Below are 21,537 nucleotides of genomic sequence, written 5' to 3'. Positions count from 1 at the left end.
AGCCAGGTCCTGGCCCGCGCCATCCATGCCCATATCCACAGGCGCGTCTTCCTGAACGGAAACAAGACCGTCGTCTTCCCCGCATCGCCAGGAAGCTATGCCAGCGAAAGAATGGGCTGAATGGGGGCGGGCGCAGGCGCGCGGGACGCAAGGGGGTGGCGTGAGGCGGGGAAAAGAGAGTAAGCCTCGGGCCAAGTCATGCCACGCCACAGCCGGATCCCGACATGAGCATACATCTTTACCAGAATGACCTGCCGGACCGGCTGGAACTGGGGGCCACCGTCGCCATCGACACCGAGACCATGGGACTGGACATGCGACGCGATCGCCTGTGTCTGGTCCAGCTGTCCTCGGGCGACGGTTCCGCCCATCTGGTCCAGATCGCGCGCGGGCAGCGTCAGGCGCCGAACCTGGTGCGGCTGCTGGCCGATCCGAAGGTGCTGAAGCTGTTCCATTTCGGACGCTTCGACATCGCCGCGCTGGAAGCGGCCTTCGGCGTCGTAACCGCGCCCGTCTGGTGCACCAAGATCGCGTCGAAGTTGATCCGCACCTTCACCGACCGGCACGGGCTGAAATACCTGCTGAGCGAGATGGTCGGGGTCGACATCTCGAAGCAGCAGCAGACCAGCGACTGGGGTGCGCAGCAGCTGTCCGATGCCCAGCTTGAATATGCCGCATCGGATGTGCTGCACCTGCACCGGCTGAAGGCCGAACTGGAAAAACGGCTGGAACGCGAGGGCCGGATGGGCCTTGCGCAGGCCTGTTTCGATTTCCTTCCGGCCCGGGCCCATCTGGACTTGATGGGCTGGGGGGATGAAAACGACCTTTTCCGTCACTAGGTGAGGGCCATGAGCGCATACCTTGATACCGCCCGCCGTGTGATCCGGGCCGAAACCGATGGCCTTCTGGCCCTGTCCGACAGTCTTGGCGACAGCTTCGATCATGCGATCGGGCTGATCCTTGCCGCGCAGGGACGGGTGATCGTCTCGGGCATGGGGAAATCCGGCCATGTCGGGCGCAAGATCGCGGCGACTCTGGCCTCGACCGGGACGCCGGCGCAATTCGTCCATCCGGGCGAGGCGAGCCATGGCGATCTGGGCATGGTGACGGAAAGCGACGTCGCGCTGGTCCTGTCCAACAGCGGCGAGACGCCCGAGCTGGCCGACCTGATCGCCCATACCCGCCGGTTCAACATCCCGCTGATCGGGGTGGCGAGCCGCGCCGATTCGACGCTTTTGCGCCAGTCGGACGTGGCGTTGGTCCTGCCTGCTGCGCCCGAGGCCTGCGGGTCGGGCATCGTTCCGACCACCTCGACCACGATGACCATGGCGCTTGGCGACGCGCTGGCGATCGCGCTGATGGAGCATCGCAAGTTCACCCCCGATCATTTCCGCACCTTCCATCCCGGTGGCAAGCTGGGCGCGCGGCTGTCGCGTGTGGGCGACATGATGCATCGCGAGATTCCGCTGGTCGCCGAGGACGCGCCGATGTCGGATGCGCTGCTGGTCATCAGCCAGAAGGGGTTCGGCGTCACCGGCGTCGTGGATCCTGACGGGCGGCTTAGCGGCATCATCACCGACGGCGACTTGCGGCGCCACATGGAGGGTCTGCTGGATCACCGCGCCAGCGAGGTCATGACCCGCAACCCGCGCACGATCTCGCCCGAAAGCCTGGCGGAAACCGCGTTGGCCGAGATGCAGGGGCGCAAGATCACCAGCCTGTTCGTGCTTGAGGATCAGAAGCCTGCCGGGCTGCTGCACATCCACGATTTCCTGCGGACAGGGATGGTCTAGAACATGCGGCGGTCGTGCATCGTTGCCTGGCTGCGCGTAATCCTGCCCCTGACAGCGCTGGCGATTCTGTCGGTGCTGTTTCTTTTGGGGCGCAAGCCAGAACCGCATGCGACCATTCCCTATGCGACCGTCGATCCGCAGGATCTGGCCGAGCGCCAGGCGATCACCAACCCGACCTATACCGGGGTCACGACCAATGGGTCGCAGCTGACGATCGCCGGGGCCGAGGCAGAGCCGGGCGCCGGGATGAACCAGGGCTCGGTCCGGTCGGTCCGCATGACGCTGCGCGCGCCCGACGGGCGGGCGGCGGATGTCAGCGCCGGGACTGCCCGCATTCAGGGCGACCAGGTCGCGCTGCAGGATGGTGTGCGGATGACGACGGCCGCAGGCTGGATCGTGACCGCACCCGAGTTCCATGCCTCGACCACCGAGGGCACCCTGGCGGCTGATCGCGAGGTGAATGTTCGCGCCCCGTTCGGCGACCTGACCGCCGGCGAAATGGAGCTGCGCCCGATTGCGCCCGGCGATGCCGATCACGTTCTTGATTTGAAGGGCGGAGTCCGGTTGATATACCGGCCATGATTGCCCGACCCGCCAGATTGGTATCTGGCTCGGCCAAGCCCTCGCGCCAGAAAGGAAACCCGATGATCCGGCCAGGACCGCTGCCCTTGCTTCTGTCGCTGACCCTGGCTGCCCTGCTGCCCCAGCTGGCAGCGGCGCAGACGACCGGATTCGGCAATGCTCAGGACGTGAAGGCGCCGGTCGAGGTAACGGCCGATGCCTTGCAGGTGGACCAGCGCACCGGCCTTGCGGTCTTTACCGGCAATGTACTGATCGGGCAGGGCGCGATGCGGCTGTCGGCCGACCGCGTCACCGTGACCTATGCCCAGGACAATGCACAGAAGATCAGCGCCATGAAGGCGGAAGGCAACGTGACCCTTGCCAGCGGGCAGGACGCGGCCGAGGCGAAGACCGCCGATTACGATGTCGAGTCGGGCAATGTCGTGCTGCGCGGCGATGTCCTGCTGACGCAGGGCAGCAACGTGCTGACCGGCGAGACGGTCACGGTGAACCTTGCGACCGGCACCGCCAATGCCGCAGGCCGCGTGCGCAGCGTCCTGCAACCGGAGCAGAACAGATGAACGCCTCGACCGATTCCCTTGCCGGCGGACTGCGCGTCCGAGGGCTGCGCAAATCCTATCGCAGCCGCCCGGTCATCCGCGACGTGGCGCTGGACCTTGAGCGGGGCGAGGTGGTGGCGCTGCTGGGGCCGAACGGCTCTGGCAAGACGACATGCTTTTACTGCGTCGCGGGCCTTGTCGCGCCCGATTCGGGGCAGGTGACGATCGACGGGCTTGAGGCGACGGCCCTGCCCATGTATCGGCGCGCGCAGATGGGCATCGGCTATCTTCCGCAGGAAATGTCGATCTTTCGCGGCCTGAATGTCGAACAGAACATTGCTGCGGTGCTGGAGCTGGTCTGTCGCGACGCCCATCATCGGCGCGACCGGCTGGAGACGCTGCTGGGCGAATTCTCGATCGAGCATCTGCGCAAGGCCCCGGCCATGGCCCTGTCGGGCGGTGAGCGGCGGCGGGTCGAGATTGCGCGCTGCCTGGCGGCGAACCCGTCTTATCTGCTTCTGGATGAACCCTTTGCGGGTGTCGACCCGATTGCTGTCGGCGAAATCCGCGGGCTGGTCCACGACCTGAAAAGCCGGGGAATCGGCGTATTGATCACCGATCACAACGTCCGCGAGACGCTGGAGATCGTAGATCGCGCCTATATCCTGCATGACGGGCATGTGCTGAAATCCGGCACCACGGCCGAAATCGTCGACGATCCGCAGGTCCGGCGCGTCTATCTGGGCGAAAGCTTCCGCATGAACTGAGGGCCTGTCGATGCCTGCGACAATTCGCGCCCGTTGACAGGACCGCTCCCCTATCACCAAATGATCCTTAAGGCAGGCCCGAAGATGCCTGTCTTCAACCCGGACGGCGAAACCGCGCGGGCGGCGTAAAGTCTAGGCCGGGCAACCGAAAGGACGGACCATCATGCGCTATCAGATCAGCGGAAAACAAATCGACGTCGGAGATGCCCTCTCGACGCATGTTAAGACCGAACTGGGCGAGACCATCGACAAGTATTCGCAGCGCCCGACCGATGCGACGGTCATTTTTTCCCGCAATGCGCATGAATTCATCTGCGACGCCGTGGTGCATCTGTCGACCGGGCTGAACGTGCAGGCCAAGGGGGCCTCGACCGAGATCTATGCCGCTTTCGAACAGTGCAAGGAGCGGATGGACAAGCAGCTGCGCCGCTACAAGCGCCGGTTGAAGGATCACCACAAGGATCGGGTTGAACCGGTTGCCTTCGAGCAGGCGGGCATGTATGTGCTGGCCGCCGATGAAGACGAATGGGAATCCCAGGAAGACGGCCTGCAACCCATGATCATCGCCGAGATGGAGACCCGCGTTCCCACGCTTTCCGTCGGCGATGCGGTGATGCAGATGGAGCTGGCCGGTTCGCCGCTGCTGGTTTTCCGCAATGAGAAACATGGGGGCGTCAACGTGGTCCATCGCCGTGAAGATGGCAACGTGGGCTGGATTGATCCCCGCAATTTGCGCTAGACTGACCGCAAGAGCAGTCTGGTTGAATGAATTGTCCCGGTCACGAAATCCGTGGCCGGGACTTGGACAATTTCGGGCGATATGCAGATCAGCGACATTCTCTCACCTTCCGCCGTGCGGACGATGACGCAAAGCACCAGCAAGAAGCGTTTGTTCCAGGAAATCGCCGAGCAGGCGCGAAGCATCTATGGCGTCGATGCCGCGCAGACGCTGGATGCCTTGCAGGAACGAGAATCGCTGGGTCCGACCGGGGTCGGCCACGGCGTGGCCTTGCCTCATGCCAGGCTGCACGGGCTGGACCGGGTCGTCGGCTTGTTCCTGCGTCTGGAGAAGCCGCTGGATTTCGATGCGGTCGACCGTCAGCCTGTGGACCTGATCTTTGCGCTCCTCGCCCCCAAGAACTCGGGTGTCGATCACCTGAAGGCACTGGCGCTGGTGTCGCGGACGCTGCGCGACCAGGATCTGCGCGGCAAGCTGCGCGCCAATGACGATCCGGTCGCGCTGCACGCGATCCTGTCGGCCGCGCCGGGCATCAAGGCTGCCTGAAGGGGTGATCGCGGGCTGGTTCCGTGTTACGATGCCTCCGCCCGAAAGCGGAGGTTCGGCAATGACCAGGCATATCGCAGACAGACAGCATGAGACGGGTGCGGGTCGCATCCGGAACTTTACCCGGCAAGATCGCGAGGCGACCATTCATCCCGCCATCCAGCGCCTTCTGACCCGCCGCAAGCAGGAGGATGCCGGGGGCGGCCGCCGCGTGGCCGAGTTCCTGCGGATCGAGCGCGGGCAGAACGCCTGAATCCGGTCCGGTCCAGTCCAGAATGCAAGACGGCCGCGCCCATTCCGGGCGCGGCCGCTTTCGTTCACGTCTGGTGCGCGATCAGGCGCGGACGAGCTTTTCGTAATCGTCCGCGATGCCGCGGGTGACTTCGCCGATCTGGAAATGCCAGTCCTCGCCGATCTGGGCGACAGGGGTCACCTCGGCGGCGGTTCCGGTCAGGAAGCATTCCTGGAAGCCCGAGACCTCTTCCGGCAGGATGTGGCGTTCATGCACGGCAACGCCCTTGTCCTTCAGCAGCTGGATGATGGTCTGGCGCGTGATCCCGTTCAGGAAGGCGTCGGCCAGCGGGGTGTGAACCTCACCATCCTTGACGAAGAAGACGTTCGCGCCGGTCGCCTCGGCGACATAGCCGCGGTAATCCATGAACAGCGCGTCCGAGCAGCCCTTGGCCTCGGCCGCGTGCTTGGACATGGTGCAGATCATGTAAAGGCCGGCGGCCTTGGCGGCGGTCGGAATCGTCTCGGGGCTGGGGCGCTTCCATTTCGCGATGTCGAGCTTGGCGCCCTGCCATTTCGCGTCCCCGTAATAGCTGCCCCATTCCCAGGCGGCGACCGCCATGCGAACCGGGTTGCGCGCCGCCGAGACACCCATGTCCGAGCCCGAGCCGCGCCACATCACCACTCGGACGTAGGCGTCGGTGAAGCCGTTCGCATCCAGAACTTCCTGTTTGGCGCGGTCGATTTCTTCCGCGGTATAGGGCGATTCGATGTCCAGCAGCCGAGCCGATTCAATCAGCCGCAGGGAATGTTCGTGGCCTTTGAAGATCTTGCCGCTATAGCACCGCTCGCCCTCGAATACCGAGCTTGCGTAATGCAAAGCATGGGTCAGGATGTGCACCTTGGCGTCGCGCCAGTCCACAAGCTCGCCATCCATCCAGATTTTGCCATCACGATCGTCGTAAGCGCCTGCCATGTTCTTCCTCCGGCCGGTCTGTTTTTCGGATTGTTGCGCTGTTTTGCCAGTATCCGCATATAAAGTTGCGCAACACAGGGTCTTCGCTATCCATTGGTGATTGGAAAGTCAACAAGCCTGACGTAATAAGAGCCATGCAATATGGGGAAGCCATGCAGAACAAAGTCAGCATCGCGCCCGTTGGTGGCGAAAACCTGCTGTTCCTGACCGATGAGCAGCTGCGTCGCGGGATCGAGGCGATGTTCTTCGCCTATCGTGCCTTCACGGCCGATCCGGATCTGATTCTGTCGGACATGGACTATGGCCGCGCCCATCACCGCGCGCTGCATTTCATCAACCGCGATGCGGGGCTGACGGTGACGGCGCTTCTGGACGTGCTTGGCGTCACCAAGCAATCCCTGAACCGGGTGCTGCGCACGCTGATCGAGGATGGGCTTGTCGAAAGCCGGGTCGGACGTCGCGATCGCCGCGAAAGGCAGCTTTTCCTGACCGAGCAGGGCAATGCGCTGGAGCGGCGCCTGTCCGAGAGCCAGCGCGCCCGGATGCGCGCCGCCTATCGCAACGCCGGGCCGCAGGCGGTCGCGGGGTTCCGGCAGGTGCTTGAGGCAATGATGGACCGTGATACGCTGCGGCAGTTCAAGTCTATGAAGGACCTGCCCGAATCCCAATGAGCAATCCTGACCCGATCTCCGCCCATATCCTGGTCGTCGATGACGACGAACGTATCCGCAGCCTTCTGCGCCGGTTCCTGATGCGCAACGACTTCCTGGTCACGACGGCGCGGGACGCCGCCCATGCGCGTCGGCTGCTGTCGGGGCTGGATTTCGACCTGATCGTCCTTGACGTGATGATGCCGGGCGAGGACGGCTTTTCCCTGACTCGCGACCTGCGCAAGCGCGCGCAGACGCCGATCCTGCTGCTGACCGCAAAGGGAGAGATCGAGGACCGGATTTCGGGGCTGGAAAGTGGGGCTGATGACTATCTTGCCAAGCCCTTCGAGCCGCGCGAGCTTTTGCTGCGCATTGCAGCGATCCTGCGTCGCGTCCCGGCAAGCGAGAATCGTGGCCCGAAGTTCCTGTCGATCGGTCCTCTGCGCTATGACGCGGACAAGGGTGAGCTTTGGCAGGGCGATGCGCCGCTGCGCCTGACGGGCACCGAACAGGCCTTGCTGCGCCGCCTGGCCGACACTCCGCGCCAGCCCGTCAGCCGCGCGGAACTGATCGAGGACATGGGTCGCAGTCCATCCGAGGATGCGGGCGAGAATTCGGAACGCGCCATCGATGTCCAGATCACCCGATTGCGCCGCAAGATCGAGCCCGATCCCCGCGAGCCGCGTTACCTGCAGACCGTCCGCGGGATGGGCTATATGCTGGTTCCGGACTGATGGGTCCTGCGCGGCGCCGGGCGTCGCGCAGTGGGTATTTGAGAAACAGTGAAGTCGCAGGCGTCGCGAGTTGCCCCCTTGCGTCCCGCGAGGTGTGAAAAGGGGGCCCGAAGGCCCCCGATCACGCCAGCACGCCGTGGCAGTGCTTGAACTTCTTGCCCGAGCCGCAGGGGCAGGGGTCGTTCCGCGCCGGGTCGCCCCAAGTGGTGGGGTCGGTCTCGTCAAAGCCGGCGACGCGAGCAGAGATCTCTCCGCCTTCGGCCTCCTCATGCACCGGCTGCATCTCGGCCTGGGCGGCAGCCTGCTGGCGCTGATAGTCGCGCAGCATCTCTTCCCGCTCGGCATCGGTCAGCGGGCGGATGCGGGCAAGTTGCTGGGTCACGTCATAGCGCAGCCCGTCCAGCATGGTCTCAAACAGCTGGAACCCCTCGGTCTTGTATTCCGAAAGCGGGTCGCGCTGCGCATAGCCGCGGAAGCCCACGACCGAACGCAGGTGTTCCAGCGTGATAAGGTGGTCGCGCCACTTCGAATCGATCTGTTGCAGCAGGACCTGCTTTTCGATCTGGCGCATGTTGTCTTCGCCGAACTGCTCGGCCTTCTGCGCCATATAGGCGTCGGTGGCCTGCTGGATGCGTTCGCGCATGGTGTCATGGTCGACGCCATCTTCGGCGGCCCATTCCTTGACGGGAAGGTCCATGTTCAGCCGTTCGATGATCGCGTCCTTCAGGCCGTCGATCTTCCACTGCTCGGCATAGGAGCGCGGCGGCAGGAATTCGTCGACCATGTCGTCGATGACCTGCGCGCGCATGTCGGCCGCGACCTCGGCCACTTCTTCGGTATGCATGATCTCGAGGCGCTGGCTGAAGATCGCCTTGCGCTGGTCGTTCATCACATCATCGAATTTCAGAAGCTGCTTGCGGATGTCGAAGTTGCGGCCTTCGACCTTGGCCTGCGCGCGCTCAAGCGACTTGTTGACCCAGGGGTGGATGATTGCCTCGCCATCCTTCATGCCCAGCGTCGAAAGCACCTTGTCCAGGCGCTCAGACCCGAAGATGCGCATCAGGTCGTCTTCCAGCGACAGGAAGAACAGCGAACGGCCGGGGTCGCCCTGGCGGCCCGAGCGGCCCCGCAGCTGGTTGTCGATGCGGCGGCTTTCGTGGCGCTCGGTCGCAAGGACGAACAGCCCGCCCGCATCCAGAACCACCTGCTTGTCGTTCGCGTGCTCGGCCTCGATCCGGGCGCGCAATTCGTCGGGATGGGCCTCGGGATCGGCGGCCAGCGCCTCCATAACCTTCATCTCGACGTTGCCGCCCAGCTGGATGTCGGTGCCGCGGCCGGCCATGTTGGTGGCGATGGTGACGGCGCCCAGCTTGCCGGCGTCGGCGACGATCTTCGCCTCCTGCTCGTGCTGGCGTGCGTTCAGGACGTTATGGACGATGCCCGCCTCGGTCATCATCTGCGACAGCATCTCGGATTTCTCGATCGAGGTGGTGCCGACCAGGATCGGCTGGCCCTTGGCATGGGCTTCCTTGATCGCTTCGAGCACGGCGGAATATTTTTCGGCCGCGGTGCGATAGACGCGGTCATGTTCGTCGATCCGCTGGATCGGACGGTTCGTGGGAACCTCGACGACGCCCAGCTTGTAGATCTCGGCGAATTCGTCTGCCTCGGTGGCGGCGGTGCCGGTCATGCCGCCCAGCTTCGAATACAGGCGGAAGTAGTTCTGGAAAGTGACCGAGGCCAGCGTGACGTTCTCGGGCTGGATCTGGACGCCTTCCTTGGCCTCGATCGCCTGGTGCAGGCCGTCGGACAGGCGGCGGCCCTTCATCATGCGGCCGGTGAACTCGTCGATCAGCACGATCTCGTCATCGCGGACGATGTATTGCTGGTCACGATGGAACAGCTTGTGCGCGCGCATCGCCTGGTTGGCGTGATGCACGATCGTGGTCGATTCGGGGTCATAGAGGGTCTGGCCCTCAGGCAGGACACCAGCGGCCTGAAGCCGCTTTTCCAGATACTCGTTGCCTTCCTCGGTGAAGGTCGCGTTCCGGGTCTTCTCGTCCAGCTTGTAATGTTCTTCAGTCAGCTCGGGCATGAAATGATCGAGCGTCTTGTAAAGCTCACTGCGGTCCTGCGATGGGCCCGAGATGATCAGCGGCGTGCGGGCCTCGTCGACCAGGATCGAATCGACTTCGTCGACGATCGCGAAGAAGTGGCCGCGCTGGACCATCTGGTCGATCGAGCCCTTCATGTTGTCGCGCAGGTAGTCGAAGCCCAGCTCGTTGTTCGTGGCATAGGTCACGTCGGCCTGATAGGCCTGCCGCTTTTCCTCGTCGGGCTGGAAGGGATAGACGACACCAGTGGTCAGGCCGAGATGGCGGAAGACCTTGCCCATCCATTCGGCGTCACGCTTTGCGAGGTAATCGTTGACGGTGACGACATGGACGCCCTTGCCCGCCAGCGCGTTCAGATAGGCGGGGAAGGTCGCGACAAGGGTCTTGCCCTCGCCCGTCTTCATTTCGGCGATGTTTCCCTGGTGCAGGAAGATCCCGCCCATCAGCTGCGTATCGAAAGCGCGCAGGCCAAGTGCACGGCGGGCACCTTCGCGGCAGTTGGCGAAAGCTTCGGGCAGAAGCTTGTCCAGATCCTCTCCACCCTGGGCACGACCCTGCAAATCTCGCGTCTTTGCGATCAGCTCCGCGTCGGACATCGCGCGGAATTTTTCTTCCAGAGCATTGATCTGGGCGACCAGCGGGCGCACAGATTTTACCTTGCGGTCGTTGGGCGTTCCAAAGACCAGTTTAGCCAAGTTTCCGATGCCGAGCATGTGAGCCTTCAAAATCGCGTATCTGTGGAAGCGCCGGACGTTCCGCCCACTTGCCGCCACCATTCGCCATGCCCTATCACATGGGCCGGAAAAATGGCGACGGGCGCGCATTTTCGGTTGCGCCGGATGTATGCGTCGGAGGCCAGACTGTCAACGCTTGCGCCGTTTTGCGTCATGTAGACGTGCCGGAAATGAACCAATCCCAGGAAAGGGAATCAGATGCTGAAATCGCTTCTTGCCGCCACCGCCCTTGTCGCCGTCTCGTTCGGTTCGGCGCCCGCGTTTGCCCAGGATGCCGACACGGTCGTCGCAAAGGTCAATGATGAGGCAATCACCCTGGGCCAGCTGATCGCGATGCGCCAGGGCATTGACGAGCAAGCCGTTCAGGGCCTGCCCGACACCGCCGTCTGGGACCTGATGCTGGACCAGATGATCCGTCAGACCGCGGTCGCGCAGGCCGCCGGCAAGGAACTGAGCAAGCGTGACCAGGCGGGGCTTGAGATTGAGCGCCGTGCCTATCTGGCCGGTTCGGTTCTGGAAAAGGTCGCTGCTGCCGAGCCGACCGATGACGAGCTGAAGGCCGCCTATGACCAGGTGTTCGGCGGCCAGACCGAGCCGAAGACCGAATACAACGCTGCCCATATCCTGGTGAAAACCAAGGAAGAGGCAGAAGCGATCGAGAAGCAGCTGAAGGATGGCGGTGATTTCGGCGCGATCGCGGCCGAGAAATCGACCGATCCCGGCTCCGCCCCGAACAAGGGTGATCTGGGCTGGTTCCAGCCCGAGCAGATGGTCGCCCCTTTCTCGGACGCAGTGAAGACCCTGAAAAAGGACGAAGTTTCGGCGCCGGTCGAAACCCAGTTCGGTTGGCATGTCATCAAGCTGCTTGACCAGCGCGAAGTGCAGCCGCCGAAAATGGAAGAGGTCAAGGACCAGCTTGCCGTTCAGGTCCGCCGTGACAAGGTCCAGGCCGAGATCGAGAAGCGCGTCGCCGACTCCAAGGTCGAAAAGACCGAGGGCCTGAGCCCGGACCTGCTGGGCAAGACCGATCTGCTGGGAGAGTGATCCATGGCCAAGGCCGAGAAGAAGGTGAAGATTTCCGACGCCGAGAAGCTCAAGAAGCTGAAGAAGAAGCTGAAGAAGCTTCAGGAGACTTCGGAAAGCGGTGCAGCCCCGACCGAGACCCGTGTCGAGGCCGCAACGCGCGCGCTTGCCCAGACGGTCGGAAAGCCGGCCCCGCAGAAAAAGGAAAAGCTCGTCTCGCCGCTCGCGCCTGAGGAGTTTCCCGAATTTCCGCTGGTGGCCGGGGCCGAGTTTGCCTCGGGCGCTGCGGGCGTCAAATATCAGGGGCGCACCGACGTGATGTTGGTGCGTCTTGCGCGCGGCACCGCCATTGCCGGAGCCTTCACGCGATCATCGACCCGTGCGGCCAGCATCCTTGACTGCCAGGCCAAGCTGGCGCTGAAGCAGGATGTGGGGCAAGGCGCCGCGATCATCGTGAACTCGGGGAACGCGAACGCCTTTACCGGCCGGAATGGCCAGGAGGCGGTGGACAAGGTTACCGGCAGCGTCGCTTCGGCGCTGTCGATCCCCCGCGACCGGGTCTTCTCATCCTCGACCGGTGTGATTGGCGAGCCGCTTCCGGCGGACCGCATCACCGCCGTCATCAGCGAGCTTGCGAACGGGCTCAGCGCCGATGGCGCGGCCGAGGCGGCGCGGGCGATCATGACGACCGACACCTTCCCGAAGGGCGCGACCGCCAGCTTCGAGGGCGAGGGCGGCAAGATCAACATCGTCGGTATTGCCAAGGGCTCGGGCATGATCGCGCCCGATATGGCGACCATGCTGGTCTATATCTTCACTGATGCGAAGATCGCGCCGGCGCTGTTGCAGCGGATGCTGAACGGCCAGTTGGCAAGCACCTTCAACGCGATCACCGTGGACAGCGACACCTCGACCTCGGATGCGCTGATCGTGGCGGCCACGGGGAAATCCGCGGCGGCCCCCATTACCGAGCTGCGCTCGGCCACCGGGCGGGCCTTCACCAAGGCCTTGGGAGAGGTCATGCTGGATCTGGCCCAGCAGGTCGTGAAAGACGGCGAGGGGGCGACCAAGTTCGTCGAGGTGCGCGTCACGCGCGCCGCGACGCCCGAGGATGCCCACCGTGTCGCCATGGCGATCGCGAACTCGCCGCTCGTCAAGACCGCGATCGCGGGCGAGGATGCGAACTGGGGTCGCGTGGTCATGGCCGTCGGCAAGTCCGGCGCTGTGGCTGACCGCGACAAGCTGACCATCCGCTTCGGCGATCTGGTCCTTGCCGAGAATGGCTGGCGCGCGCCGGCCTATGACGAGGACAAGGCCAGCGCCTATATGCAGCGCGATCACCTTGTGATCGGCGTTGACCTGGGGCTGGGCCGCGCGAAACGCACGGTCTGGACCTGCGATCTGACCCATCGCTATATCGACATCAACGCCGATTACCGTTCATGAAGATCCTGCTGGTGGCGGCCGTCGCCCTGATCGACAAGGATGGTCGCATTCTTCTGGCGCAGCGCCCCGAGGGCAAGTCCCTCGCGGGCCTGTGGGAGTTTCCCGGCGGCAAGGTCGAGGCGGGGGAGACCCCCGAGGTCGCGCTGATCCGCGAGTTGGAGGAGGAACTGGGCATCAAGACCTGGGACTCCTGCCTGGCGCCGCTGTCATTTGCCAGCCACACCTATGACACATTCCACCTTTTGATGCCGCTTTATGCCTGCCGACGCTGGGAAGGGGTGCCCATCCCGCAAGAGGGACAGAACATCGCATGGGTGAAATCGCAAAATTTGTGCAATTACCCCATGCCTCCGGCCGATATCCCGTTGATTCCCGTCCTCAGAGACTGGATATGAGACTTATCGACAACAAACGGGTCGGCGTCTTTCCATTCTGCCGGTCTGTTACACAAAATTAGTTAAGACTTAACGATTTTGTGGCAATCATGAAATTACGGGTAGGAGAGAGAGAGCCGGATATGATTCGCACGATTACGATCGGTAGCTGTATTTCTGTCCAAGGCGTCTTCGAGCGGCAGGTTCCGAACGGCAACATCGTTGTCCGCGTCGGGTCCAAGACTTACGAAGGCAAGCCGGTGGCGACCGCGGCATAAGCCAACGGGTAAACAGCAGTGCCATGAACGCGAAGACGGGGTCCCGAAAGGGGCCCCGTCCGCGTTTGGAGCCGCCGAATTTTGCACTGCAGGCACGGGCGTGCTGCCGTGGCCGCGGAATCGAAAAGGGCGAACACGTCTCCGCATCCGCCCCTTCACGATTGTCATGTCTGTAGAAATTACAGCTTACGCTGCACTTCCTCGCGTTCGAAGATCTCGATGATGTCACCCTTGCGGATGTCGTCGTAATTCTCGAATGCCATGCCACATTCCTGGCCGGACTGGACTTCCTTGACCTCGTCCTTGAAGCGCTTCAGCGTCTTCAGCGTGCCTTCGTGGACGACCACGTTGTCGCGCAGCAGGCGGACGCCTGCCGAACGGCGGGCCACACCCTCGGTGACCAGGCAGCCGGCGACGTTGCCGACGCCCGTGACGCGGAAGACTTCGCGGATCTCGGCATAGCCGATGAAGGTCTCGCGGACCTCAGCCGAAAGCAGGCCCGAGGCCGCCGCCTTGATGTCATCCATCAGGTCGTAGATGATCGAGTAGTAGCGGATCTCGACGCCCTTCTGGTTGGCGGCATTCCGCGCCGGAGCATTGGCCCGGACGTTGAAGCCGATGACCGGCGCCTGGCTTGCCTCGGCAAGGCCGATATCCGACTCGGTGATCGCGCCGACGCCATAATGCAGAACGCGGACGCGGACTTCGTCGTTGCCGATCTTTTCCAGTGCCTGGACGATGGCCTCGGCGGAACCCTGCACGTCGGCTTTGACGACGACCGGCAGTTCGGCGACGTTCTTGTCCGCCTTTGCCTTGGCCAGCATCTGGTCCAGCGTGATGGCGGCACCAGCAGCGGCGCGCTTGTCCTTGGCGGCCTGCTCGCGGTAATCCGCGATCTCGCGCGCCTGTGCCTCGGTCGAGACGACGTTCAGGACGTCACCCGCTTCGGGCGTGCCGTTCAGGCCCAGGACCTCGACGGGAACCGAGGGACCAGCTTCTTCGACGCGCTCGCCCTGATCGTTGATCAGCGCGCGCACCTTGCCCCATTGTTCGCCGACGACGAAGATGTCGCCGCGCTTCAGGGTGCCGTTCTGGACCAGGACGGTGGCGACCGGGCCGCGGCCCACGTCGAGCTTCGCCTCGATCACCGCGCCGGACGCGGCGCGTTCCGGGTTGGCCTTCAGTTCAAGGATCTCCGCCTGCAGCGCGATGGCTTCAAGCAGTTGGTCCAGGCCTTTGCCAGTCTTGGCCGAAACCTCGACGTCCTGCACTTCGCCCGACATCGCCTCGACGACGACTTCGTGCTGCAGCAGGTCGGTCCGGACCTTCTGCGGGTTCGCACCCGGCTTGTCGACCTTGTTGATCGCAATGATCATCGGCACCTTGGCGGCCTTGGCGTGGTTGATCGCCTCGATCGTCTGCGGCATGACCGCGTCATCGGCGGCGACGACCAGCACGACGATATCCGTCACCTGCGCGCCACGGGCACGCATCGAGGTGAACGCGGCGTGGCCGGGCGTATCAAGGAAGGTCAGCAGCGAACCGGATTCGGTTTTCACCTGATAGGCGCCGATATGCTGCGTGATCCCGCCGGCTTCGCCCGAGACGACATTCGCCTTGCGGATGGCATCCAGAAGCGAGGTCTTGCCGTGGTCGACGTGACCCATGATCGTGATGACCGGCGGGCGCGACTGCAGATCCTCGACCTTGTCCTCGACCTGGTCGATGACCTGTTCGACATCGGCATCCGAGACGCGCACGGCGCGGTGGCCGAACTCGTCGATCACCAGTTCCGCGGTATCGGCATCGACCGCCTGGTTCGCGGTGACCATCATGCCCATGCGCATCAGCGATTTGATGACATCGGGCGTACGCTCGGCCATCCGGTTCGCCAGTTCGGAAACCAGGATGGTTTCAGGCAGCTGGACGTCGCGGACCTGCTTTTCGGCGCGCTGGTGTCCGCCCATGGCTTTCTGCCGGGCTTTCTCCTGCTTGCGCTTCATCGCGGCCAGCGAACGCTGGCGTCCGCCTTCGCCGTCAAGAGCCTGGGTCAACGACAGCTTGCCGGTGCGGCGGTTGTCGTCGCGGTTCTTGTTGCGATCGTTGTTGCGGTCGTCGGCGCCACCGCGGGGATCGCGGTCACGTTCCGTCTTGCGCGGCGCGGTCGCGACGACACCCTTGGTCTCGGCGCGCGCGGCAGCGGCTTCGGCCGCGGCACGGTCGGCAGGCGCGGGGCGCGCTTCGGTGGTGGGCTTCGGTTTGGTGACCTCGGCCTTTTTCTGGGCGCGCAGTTCGGATTCGCGGGCGCGACGCTCGTCTTCTTCGGCTTTCAGCCGAAGCGCTTCGACGCGCTCGCGCTCTTCGCGCTCCTTCGCCTCCAGCTCAAGCCGGCGGCGTTCGCGTTCTTCCTCGCGGGCCTTTTCCTCGGCCACACGCTGGGCGGCTTCCTCGACCTCGCGGGCCTTGGCGGCCTTCAGCGCGGCAAGGCGACGCTCCATCTCGGCATCGGAAATACCGGCAGGGCGTTTCGAGGGGTCGCCCGAAATGGCGGCGGGAGAGCCCGAACGCGAACCGCCTGCCGCACCGGGTTTTCCCGGCACGACAACGCGCTTGCGCTTGACCTCGACCGCGACATTATGGGTCCGACCGTGGCTGAAGCTTTGCTTCACCTGGCCCGAACGACCAGAGCCGCCGCCAAGACCCAGGGGTTTCTTTCCGTCAGTATCGCTCATTCCGCTTTTCATTCCTTCCCGGCGGATGCACCGCCGTCATGCCCGCGCAGACCCGTCAGTCTGCTCGCGTCCCTGATCAACGTGTCGGTCAGGCCCCCCGGCGCAAGCGCGCTGTGTATGACATGATCGCGCCCAAAGGACAAACCCAATTCTGATGCGGTCAGGCAGCCGAACCAGCGCCCGCCGGGCGGGGTCCAGAGTTTGCCCTTGCCGCGGTCCGATCCGTCACTGGCCTGCAGCAAGACTTTTGCCTTGCCGTTCGCCAGCCAGTCCTTGACCTTCTCGAAGCCGGCCACGGCGCGACCGGCTTTGCGAGCCAGCGACAGCGTGTTCGTCACACGCTTTGCAAGCCCGGCTTCAATCAATTCCAGCAGTTCCGGAGGGGCCGAAACTTGCGCCCTTGCCCCTCGCGAAAACAAGCCTTTAGATGCTGCCTTGTCCAAGGCCGCACGATCCGAGACGACCCAGAAGCCGCGACCTGGCAGCTTTTCGGCCAGATCCGGGATAACTTCGCCATCGGGGCCCGCGACAAAGCGGATCAACCCAGCTTTTGGCTGGGTTTCTCCCGTCACGATGCAGCGACGTTCGGGCGTCTCGCGGTCCTTTGTCTGGCCCCCGCGTGTCATCTGCCTCCCGGGGCGTTACACCCCGGCCTCCTTGTCTTCGGTTTCCCCGGCCACTTCTGCAGCGGGTTCCAGTTCGGTCGGATCGACCCAGCCCAGCATCACGCGGGCGGTCATGACCAGATTCTGCGCTTCTTCCAGCGAGACATCGAAGGGCTCCAGAATGCCCTCGTCCTTCTTGCGTTGACCGTTTTCGGTGGTCCAGCCGCCAGCCAGTTCCCAGTCGGCGCAGGTCGCGAAGTCTTCCAGCGTCTTCACGCCGTCCTTGGCCAGCGCCTCGACCATCTGCGGGGTCAGCCCTTCGAATTCGATCAGGCTTTCCTCGACACCCAAGGCGCGGGCATTTTCCAGGGCGGTACGGTTGGCCGCTTCCAGATGCTCGCGGGCGCGGGTTTGCAGTTCTTCCGCCGTGCCTTCGTCCACACCTTCGATCGAGGTCAGCTCGTCAAGGTCGACATAGGCGACCTCTTCGAGGTTCGTAAAGCCTTCGGCGACCAGAAGCTGGGCGAAGAACTCGTCCAGATCCAGGGCGTCGACAAACAGCTTCGTCCGGGCGTTGAACTCGGCCTGACGACGCTTCGATTCCTCTTCCTCGGTCAGGATGTCGATATCCAGACCCGTCAGCTGCGAGGCCAGACGCACGTTCTGGCCGCGACGGCCGATCGCAAGGCTTAGTTGTTCATCGGGGACGACAACTTCAATACGCGACGCGTCTTCATCGAACACGACTTTCGCGACTTCGGCCGGTTGCAGCGCGTTCACCAGGAACGTCGCCTGATCATCCGACCACGGAATGATGTCGATCTTCTCGCCCTGAAGCTCGCCGACGACGGCCTGAACGCGCGAACCGCGCATGCCGACGCAGGCCCCGACCGGGTCGATCGAGTTGTCATAGGAAATCACGGCGATTTTGGCGCGCGACCCCGGATCGCGGGCGCAGGCCTTGATCTCGATCACGCCGTCATAGATCTCGGGCACTTCCATCTTGAACAGTTCGGCCATGAACTGCGGGTCGGTGCGCGACAGGAAGATCTGCGGGCCACGGCTTTCGCGGCGCACGTCCTTGACATAGGCGCGGATGCGGTCGTTCGGACGATAGCTTTCGCGGCCGATCTTTTCGTTGCGGCGCAGGATCGCCTCGCCACGGCCGACATCGACGATGATGTTGCCATATTCCTCGCGCTTGACGACACCGTTGATGATGGTGCCGGCGCGGTCCTTGAATTCCTCGTATTGGCGGTCGCGTTCGGCTTCGCGGACGCGTTGCAGGATCACCTGCTTGGCCGATTGCGCAGCGATCCGGCCCAGTTCGACCGGGGGGACCTGATCCACGATCTCGTCGCCGATCTGGGGGTTGTCCAGATAGGGCTGCGCCTGCTTGACGGTCAGTTGCGCCTGATAGTTCTCGACGGCGTCATCCTCGACCACGGTGCGGACGCGGGTGAAGGTGGCGTTGCCTGTCTTGCGGTCGATGTGGACGCGGATGTCCATCTCGCTGCCGTAGCGCGACTTCGCGGCTCGGGCCAAGCTGTCCTCCATCGCCTCGATCACCAGATCGGGGTCGATCATCTTCTCCCGCGCTACCGCCTCGGCGGTCTGGAGAAGCTCAAGCTGGTTGGCAGAGGTGATGGCCATTCCTCACTCCTTGGCGTCGGCGTTGGTCTCGCCGGATTCCGTTTCGATCTCGTCAAAGTCGGTTTCGTCCAGATTCTCGATCTGCACGCCCGCTTCCTTCTTTTGCCGAAGCATCTCGGCGATCAGTTCGTCCGTCAGGACCAGTTTCGCATCCGAAAGCCAGTCGAAATTCAGCCCGATTGTCTGGACCTCGCCCGCCTCTTCGATGTTCAGCAGGACCTCGTCACCCTCGATCCCGGCCAGGACGCCCTTGAAGCGCTTGCGTCCGTCGATGGGCTGGTTGGTTTCCAGCCGCGCCTCGTAACCCTCGAAGGTCGCGAAATCCTTCATCCGCGTCAGCGGCCGGTCGATGCCGGGGCTGGACACTTCCAGATGATAGGCATCCTCCAGCGGATCCTCGACATCCAGAACCGCGCTGACGGCGGTCGAGATATCGGCGCAGTCATCAACATTGATGCCGCCATCCGGCCGGTCGGCCATGATCTGCAGCGTGGCAGTCTTTCCGCCCTGCAGGCGCAGGCGGACCAGTTCGAAACCCAGATCCTCGATGACCGGAGAAATGATCTCGGCAATGCGTCGGTCAATGGCTGTCTTGGCGATGAGGTCGGTCATGATCGCTATCCCAAAAACAAAAAGCGGGCCTGAGCGGCCCGCACATCTTATCGGTGGGCAGGCTTTGGACACCTGCGCCGCTGTTGAGCGTCATATAGGCCGCCAAATCGCGAATTGCAAGGAAAAGCCGCGCATCTGTCGGGAATGGGGCTTAGCGATTGTTCTGCCAGATGCTGAAATTCAGTGCCGAGGCCAATGTCAGCCAGCCCAGATATGGCAGCAGCATCACCCCCGCCCAGATATCCAGACCAAAGGCCTGCACGACCAGCGCCGCGACGACCAGCCAAAGCAGCGCGATGACCGCCATGGCTGCACCTGTCCGGTGCGCGCCGAAAAACACGGGCGTCCACAAGGTGTTGAGCGCGACCTGCGCAGCCCACAGCCCCATCGCCAGGCCCGCGCCCGGAAGAACGGCCAGACGCGCCCCGGCCCAGGCGATCAGCAGATAAAGCGTGGTCCATGCCACTGGAAAGACCCAGCGTGGTGGGGTGAAGGACGGCTTGCGCAGTCCGTCATACCAGGCGCCGGGCGGAAACAGGATGCCGGTCGCCGCCGCGGCGGCACAGGCCAGAATCAGGCTTAGAAAGATCATCTCGCACCGTCAGGCGACGCGGCCGCCTTCTTGCGCCGCATCACGCAAACCATCCATCACCCGGACGAGTTCCGTAGCGATTCGCGGCTCGCTCAGCGCATGGCCAGAGGCGGGAACCAGCCGCAGGTCGGCCAAGGGCCAGTCCCGCGCCAGCTCCCACGCGGTCTGGGGTGGGCAAACCATGTCGTAGCGCCCCTGCACGATGAAGGCGGGCAGGTGCTCGATCCGGTGCCGGTCACGCAGAAGCTGCCCTTCCTCAAGAAAGCAGCCATGCGCGAAATAGTGGTTTTCCAGCCGGGCGAAAGCGCGGGCATAATCCGGCGGCGCATGGCCCGCCCCCGAGATCTCAAGCCCCGCCAGCGCGTTTTCCCACTGAAGCCAGGGCAGGGAATATCGGATCTCCTGCCCGCGATCGCCGCTGAACAGGCGGCGATGATAGGCGATGATCATGTCGTCGCGTTCAGCCTCGGGGATGGGCTTCTGGAACTCGGCCCAGCGGTCGGGAAAGAAGCGCGCGACGCCGCCACCATAGAACCAGTCCAATTCGGCCCGCCGGCCCAGGAACACGCCTCGCAGGACAAGGGCCAGAACCGAGTCGGGATGCGCTTCGGCATAGGTCAGGGCCAGTGTCGCCCCCCAGCTCCCGCCGAACAGGATCGCTCGCTCGATCCCCAGTTCCGTGCGGATCCGCTCGATATCGGCAACAAGATGCTGGGTCGTGTTCGCCCGCACCTCGGCATGGGGGCGCGAACGCCCGCAGCCGCGCTGATCGAACAGGATCGCGCGATAATGCCGCGGATCGAAGAAACGCCGCATATAGGGGCTGCATCCGCCGCCGGGACCGCCGTGCAGGACGATGACCGGGACGCCGCGCGGATTGCCGCTTTGCTCGACATGAAGGACATGGCCGTCGCCAACGTCGATCTGGCGCTGGTCGAAAGGCTCGACCATCGGGTGCAGCTTGCCTGGCGATGGATTGCCGCCGATTTGCCCTGCCAATCTGTCCATGCGACGACTATATAACGCCCCGCAGGCGCCCGCCATACGAAGGACGGCCAGATGACAGAAAGACAGCAAACCAGCAGCATCGATCCGGCCGAGGTCGCCAAGTTTCAGGCCATGGCGGCCGAATGGTGGGATCCTCAGGGCAAGTTCAAGCCGCTGCACATGCTGAACCCGACGCGGCTGGATTATGTCACAGCCCAGATCGCCGCACAGTTCGGGCGCGACCGCGACACGGCACAGCCTTTCGCAGGGATCTCGATCCTCGACATCGGCTGCGGCGGCGGGCTGATGGCCGAGCCGCTGGCCCGGTTGGGGGCAACAGTGACCGGCGCCGACGCGGCCGAGGGCAACATCACCATCGCCTCGCTTCACGCAAAAGAGCAGGGCTTGCCGATCGAATACCGCGCCACCACCTCGGAAGCGCTCGCGGCCGAGGGCAAAAGCTATGACGTGGTCATGGCGCTTGAGATCGTCGAGCATGTCGCGGAGCCGTCCGAATTCATCGCCACCTGCCGCGACCTGGTGCGGCCCGGCGGAATGCTGATCCAGTCGACCCTGAACCGGACCGCGCGCAGCTTCGCCGCGGCGATCATCGGCGCGGAATGGGTGATGCGCTGGCTGCCCAAGGGCACCCATGACTGGCACCGCTTCATCACGCCGGACGAACTTGCGACGATGACCATTGCGACCGGGCTTGAGGTCGTCGACCGCTGCGGCATGGTCTTCAACCCGCTCGGTTGGAGCTGGTCGCTGTCCCATCGCGACCTTTCCGTCAACTATGCGATGACGGCCCTGCGCACGGCCTGAGCGAT

22 protein-coding genes and 1 pseudogene are annotated in these 21,537 nt (G+C 63.8%); 15 read left to right on the top strand and 8 right to left on the bottom strand.

Annotated elements, in window-relative coordinates; genetic code table 11:
* From purU to ACO2Q4_RS18625, 9 genes and pseudogenes are all read left to right on the top strand, one after another.
* Positions 1–120: pseudogene (purU, locus tag ACO2Q4_RS18665) on the top strand (formyltetrahydrofolate deformylase); the annotation flags it as partial.
* Between the two features lie 104 nt (positions 121–224).
* Complete coding sequence (locus ACO2Q4_RS18660; protein WP_311757802.1) at positions 225–839, top strand: ribonuclease D; 615 nt, start codon at positions 225–227, stop codon at positions 837–839.
* A gap of 9 nt (positions 840–848) precedes the next feature.
* Positions 849–1,793 carry a KpsF/GutQ family sugar-phosphate isomerase gene (locus ACO2Q4_RS18655; protein ID WP_311757801.1) on the top strand — a complete coding sequence of 315 codons (945 nt, stop codon included), beginning with the start codon at positions 849–851 and terminating at the stop codon, positions 1,791–1,793.
* A gap of 3 nt (positions 1,794–1,796) precedes the next feature.
* The gene (gene lptC / locus ACO2Q4_RS18650; RefSeq protein WP_423321093.1) at positions 1,797–2,375 is read left to right on the top strand and encodes an LPS export ABC transporter periplasmic protein LptC; all 579 of its coding nucleotides are present in this window, start codon (positions 1,797–1,799) and stop codon (positions 2,373–2,375) included.
* 62 nt (positions 2,376–2,437) lie between these two features.
* On the top strand, positions 2,438–2,935 hold the full coding sequence (gene lptA / locus ACO2Q4_RS18645) for a lipopolysaccharide transport periplasmic protein LptA (protein ID WP_311757799.1): 498 nt from the start codon (positions 2,438–2,440) through the stop codon (positions 2,933–2,935).
* Positions 2,932–3,681 carry an LPS export ABC transporter ATP-binding protein gene (gene lptB, locus ACO2Q4_RS18640; protein WP_311757798.1) on the top strand — a complete coding sequence of 250 codons (750 nt, stop codon included), beginning with the start codon at positions 2,932–2,934 and terminating at the stop codon, positions 3,679–3,681. Before lptA ends, lptB begins: the two co-directional genes overlap by 4 nt.
* A 163-nt stretch (positions 3,682–3,844) precedes the next feature.
* Positions 3,845–4,420, top strand: a complete 576-nt coding sequence (gene hpf, locus ACO2Q4_RS18635) for a ribosome hibernation-promoting factor, HPF/YfiA family (RefSeq protein WP_311757797.1) — start codon at positions 3,845–3,847, stop codon at positions 4,418–4,420.
* Between the two features lie 81 nt (positions 4,421–4,501).
* Positions 4,502–4,966, top strand: a complete 465-nt coding sequence (locus ACO2Q4_RS18630; protein ID WP_311757796.1) for a PTS sugar transporter subunit IIA — start codon at positions 4,502–4,504, stop codon at positions 4,964–4,966.
* A 61-nt stretch (positions 4,967–5,027) separates the two neighbouring features.
* The gene (locus ACO2Q4_RS18625; protein WP_395131537.1) at positions 5,028–5,219 is read left to right on the top strand and encodes a hypothetical protein; all 192 of its coding nucleotides are present in this window, start codon (positions 5,028–5,030) and stop codon (positions 5,217–5,219) included.
* Between the two features lie 81 nt (positions 5,220–5,300).
* On the opposite strand, the gene ACO2Q4_RS18620 is transcribed toward ACO2Q4_RS18625, so the two are convergent.
* On the bottom strand, positions 5,301–6,173 hold the full coding sequence (locus tag ACO2Q4_RS18620) for a branched-chain amino acid aminotransferase (protein WP_311757794.1): 873 nt from the start codon (positions 6,171–6,173) through the stop codon (positions 5,301–5,303).
* A gap of 152 nt (positions 6,174–6,325) precedes the next feature.
* Between ACO2Q4_RS18620 and ACO2Q4_RS18615 the strand changes: the two genes are divergently transcribed.
* The gene (locus ACO2Q4_RS18615; protein WP_311757793.1) at positions 6,326–6,844 is read left to right on the top strand and encodes a MarR family winged helix-turn-helix transcriptional regulator; all 519 of its coding nucleotides are present in this window, start codon (positions 6,326–6,328) and stop codon (positions 6,842–6,844) included.
* Positions 6,841–7,557, top strand: a complete 717-nt coding sequence (locus ACO2Q4_RS18610) for a response regulator (RefSeq protein WP_311757792.1) — start codon at positions 6,841–6,843, stop codon at positions 7,555–7,557. Before ACO2Q4_RS18615 ends, ACO2Q4_RS18610 begins: the two co-directional genes overlap by 4 nt.
* A gap of 121 nt (positions 7,558–7,678) precedes the next feature.
* Here ACO2Q4_RS18610 and secA read toward each other — a convergent pair whose 3' ends face one another.
* Positions 7,679–10,384, bottom strand: a complete 2,706-nt coding sequence (gene secA, locus ACO2Q4_RS18605; RefSeq protein ID WP_423321088.1) for a preprotein translocase subunit SecA — start codon at positions 10,382–10,384, stop codon at positions 7,679–7,681.
* A gap of 219 nt (positions 10,385–10,603) precedes the next feature.
* On the opposite strand from secA, the gene ACO2Q4_RS18600 reads away from it, so the two are divergent.
* Genes ACO2Q4_RS18600 through mutT form a run of 3 tightly spaced genes read left to right on the top strand, consistent with a single transcriptional unit; the run spans position 10,604 to position 13,269 of the window.
* Complete coding sequence (locus ACO2Q4_RS18600; RefSeq protein ID WP_311757790.1) at positions 10,604–11,449, top strand: peptidylprolyl isomerase; 846 nt, start codon at positions 10,604–10,606, stop codon at positions 11,447–11,449.
* A 3-nt stretch (positions 11,450–11,452) separates the two neighbouring features.
* Positions 11,453–12,874 (top strand): bifunctional glutamate N-acetyltransferase/amino-acid acetyltransferase ArgJ, encoded by a 1,422-nt coding sequence (gene argJ / locus ACO2Q4_RS18595; RefSeq protein WP_395131526.1) that lies wholly within the window; start codon positions 11,453–11,455, stop codon positions 12,872–12,874.
* Entirely contained in the window at positions 12,871–13,269 is a 399-nt protein-coding gene (gene mutT, locus ACO2Q4_RS18590; RefSeq protein ID WP_311757788.1) for an 8-oxo-dGTP diphosphatase MutT, read from the top strand. The genes argJ and mutT overlap by 4 nt, the downstream gene beginning before the upstream one ends.
* A 436-nt stretch (positions 13,270–13,705) precedes the next feature.
* Here mutT and infB read toward each other — a convergent pair whose 3' ends face one another.
* From infB to pip, 6 genes are all read right to left on the bottom strand, one after another.
* Positions 13,706–16,258 carry a translation initiation factor IF-2 gene (gene infB / locus ACO2Q4_RS18585; RefSeq protein ID WP_311757787.1) on the bottom strand — a complete coding sequence of 851 codons (2,553 nt, stop codon included), beginning with the start codon at positions 16,256–16,258 and terminating at the stop codon, positions 13,706–13,708.
* Positions 16,259–16,266: 8 nt separating this feature from the next.
* On the bottom strand, positions 16,267–16,884 hold the full coding sequence (locus tag ACO2Q4_RS18580) for an RNA-binding protein (protein ID WP_311757786.1): 618 nt from the start codon (positions 16,882–16,884) through the stop codon (positions 16,267–16,269).
* A gap of 15 nt (positions 16,885–16,899) precedes the next feature.
* The gene (nusA, locus tag ACO2Q4_RS18575) at positions 16,900–18,516 is read right to left on the bottom strand and encodes a transcription termination factor NusA (RefSeq protein ID WP_311757785.1); all 1,617 of its coding nucleotides are present in this window, start codon (positions 18,514–18,516) and stop codon (positions 16,900–16,902) included.
* 3 nt (positions 18,517–18,519) lie between these two features.
* On the bottom strand, positions 18,520–19,128 hold the full coding sequence (gene rimP, locus ACO2Q4_RS18570; protein ID WP_311757784.1) for a ribosome maturation factor RimP: 609 nt from the start codon (positions 19,126–19,128) through the stop codon (positions 18,520–18,522).
* Positions 19,129–19,279: 151 nt separating this feature from the next.
* The gene (tspO, locus tag ACO2Q4_RS18565; RefSeq protein ID WP_423321084.1) at positions 19,280–19,720 is read right to left on the bottom strand and encodes a tryptophan-rich sensory protein TspO; all 441 of its coding nucleotides are present in this window, start codon (positions 19,718–19,720) and stop codon (positions 19,280–19,282) included.
* A 9-nt stretch (positions 19,721–19,729) separates the two neighbouring features.
* Positions 19,730–20,728 carry a prolyl aminopeptidase gene (gene pip, locus ACO2Q4_RS18560; protein WP_423321082.1) on the bottom strand — a complete coding sequence of 333 codons (999 nt, stop codon included), beginning with the start codon at positions 20,726–20,728 and terminating at the stop codon, positions 19,730–19,732.
* A gap of 51 nt (positions 20,729–20,779) precedes the next feature.
* Between pip and ubiG the strand changes: the two genes are divergently transcribed.
* Positions 20,780–21,532: a bifunctional 2-polyprenyl-6-hydroxyphenol methylase/3-demethylubiquinol 3-O-methyltransferase UbiG gene (gene ubiG / locus ACO2Q4_RS18555; protein WP_423321080.1), complete on the top strand. Its 753-nt coding sequence runs from the start codon at positions 20,780–20,782 to the stop codon at positions 21,530–21,532.
* Positions 21,533–21,537: the final 5 nt, after the last annotated feature.

Source organism: Paracoccus sp. KR1-242 (assembly GCF_049446195.1).
GTDB classification, from domain to species: Bacteria; Pseudomonadota; Alphaproteobacteria; order Rhodobacterales; family Rhodobacteraceae; genus Paracoccus; species Paracoccus broussonetiae.
This window is presented reverse-complemented; position numbering and strand designations above follow the sequence as displayed.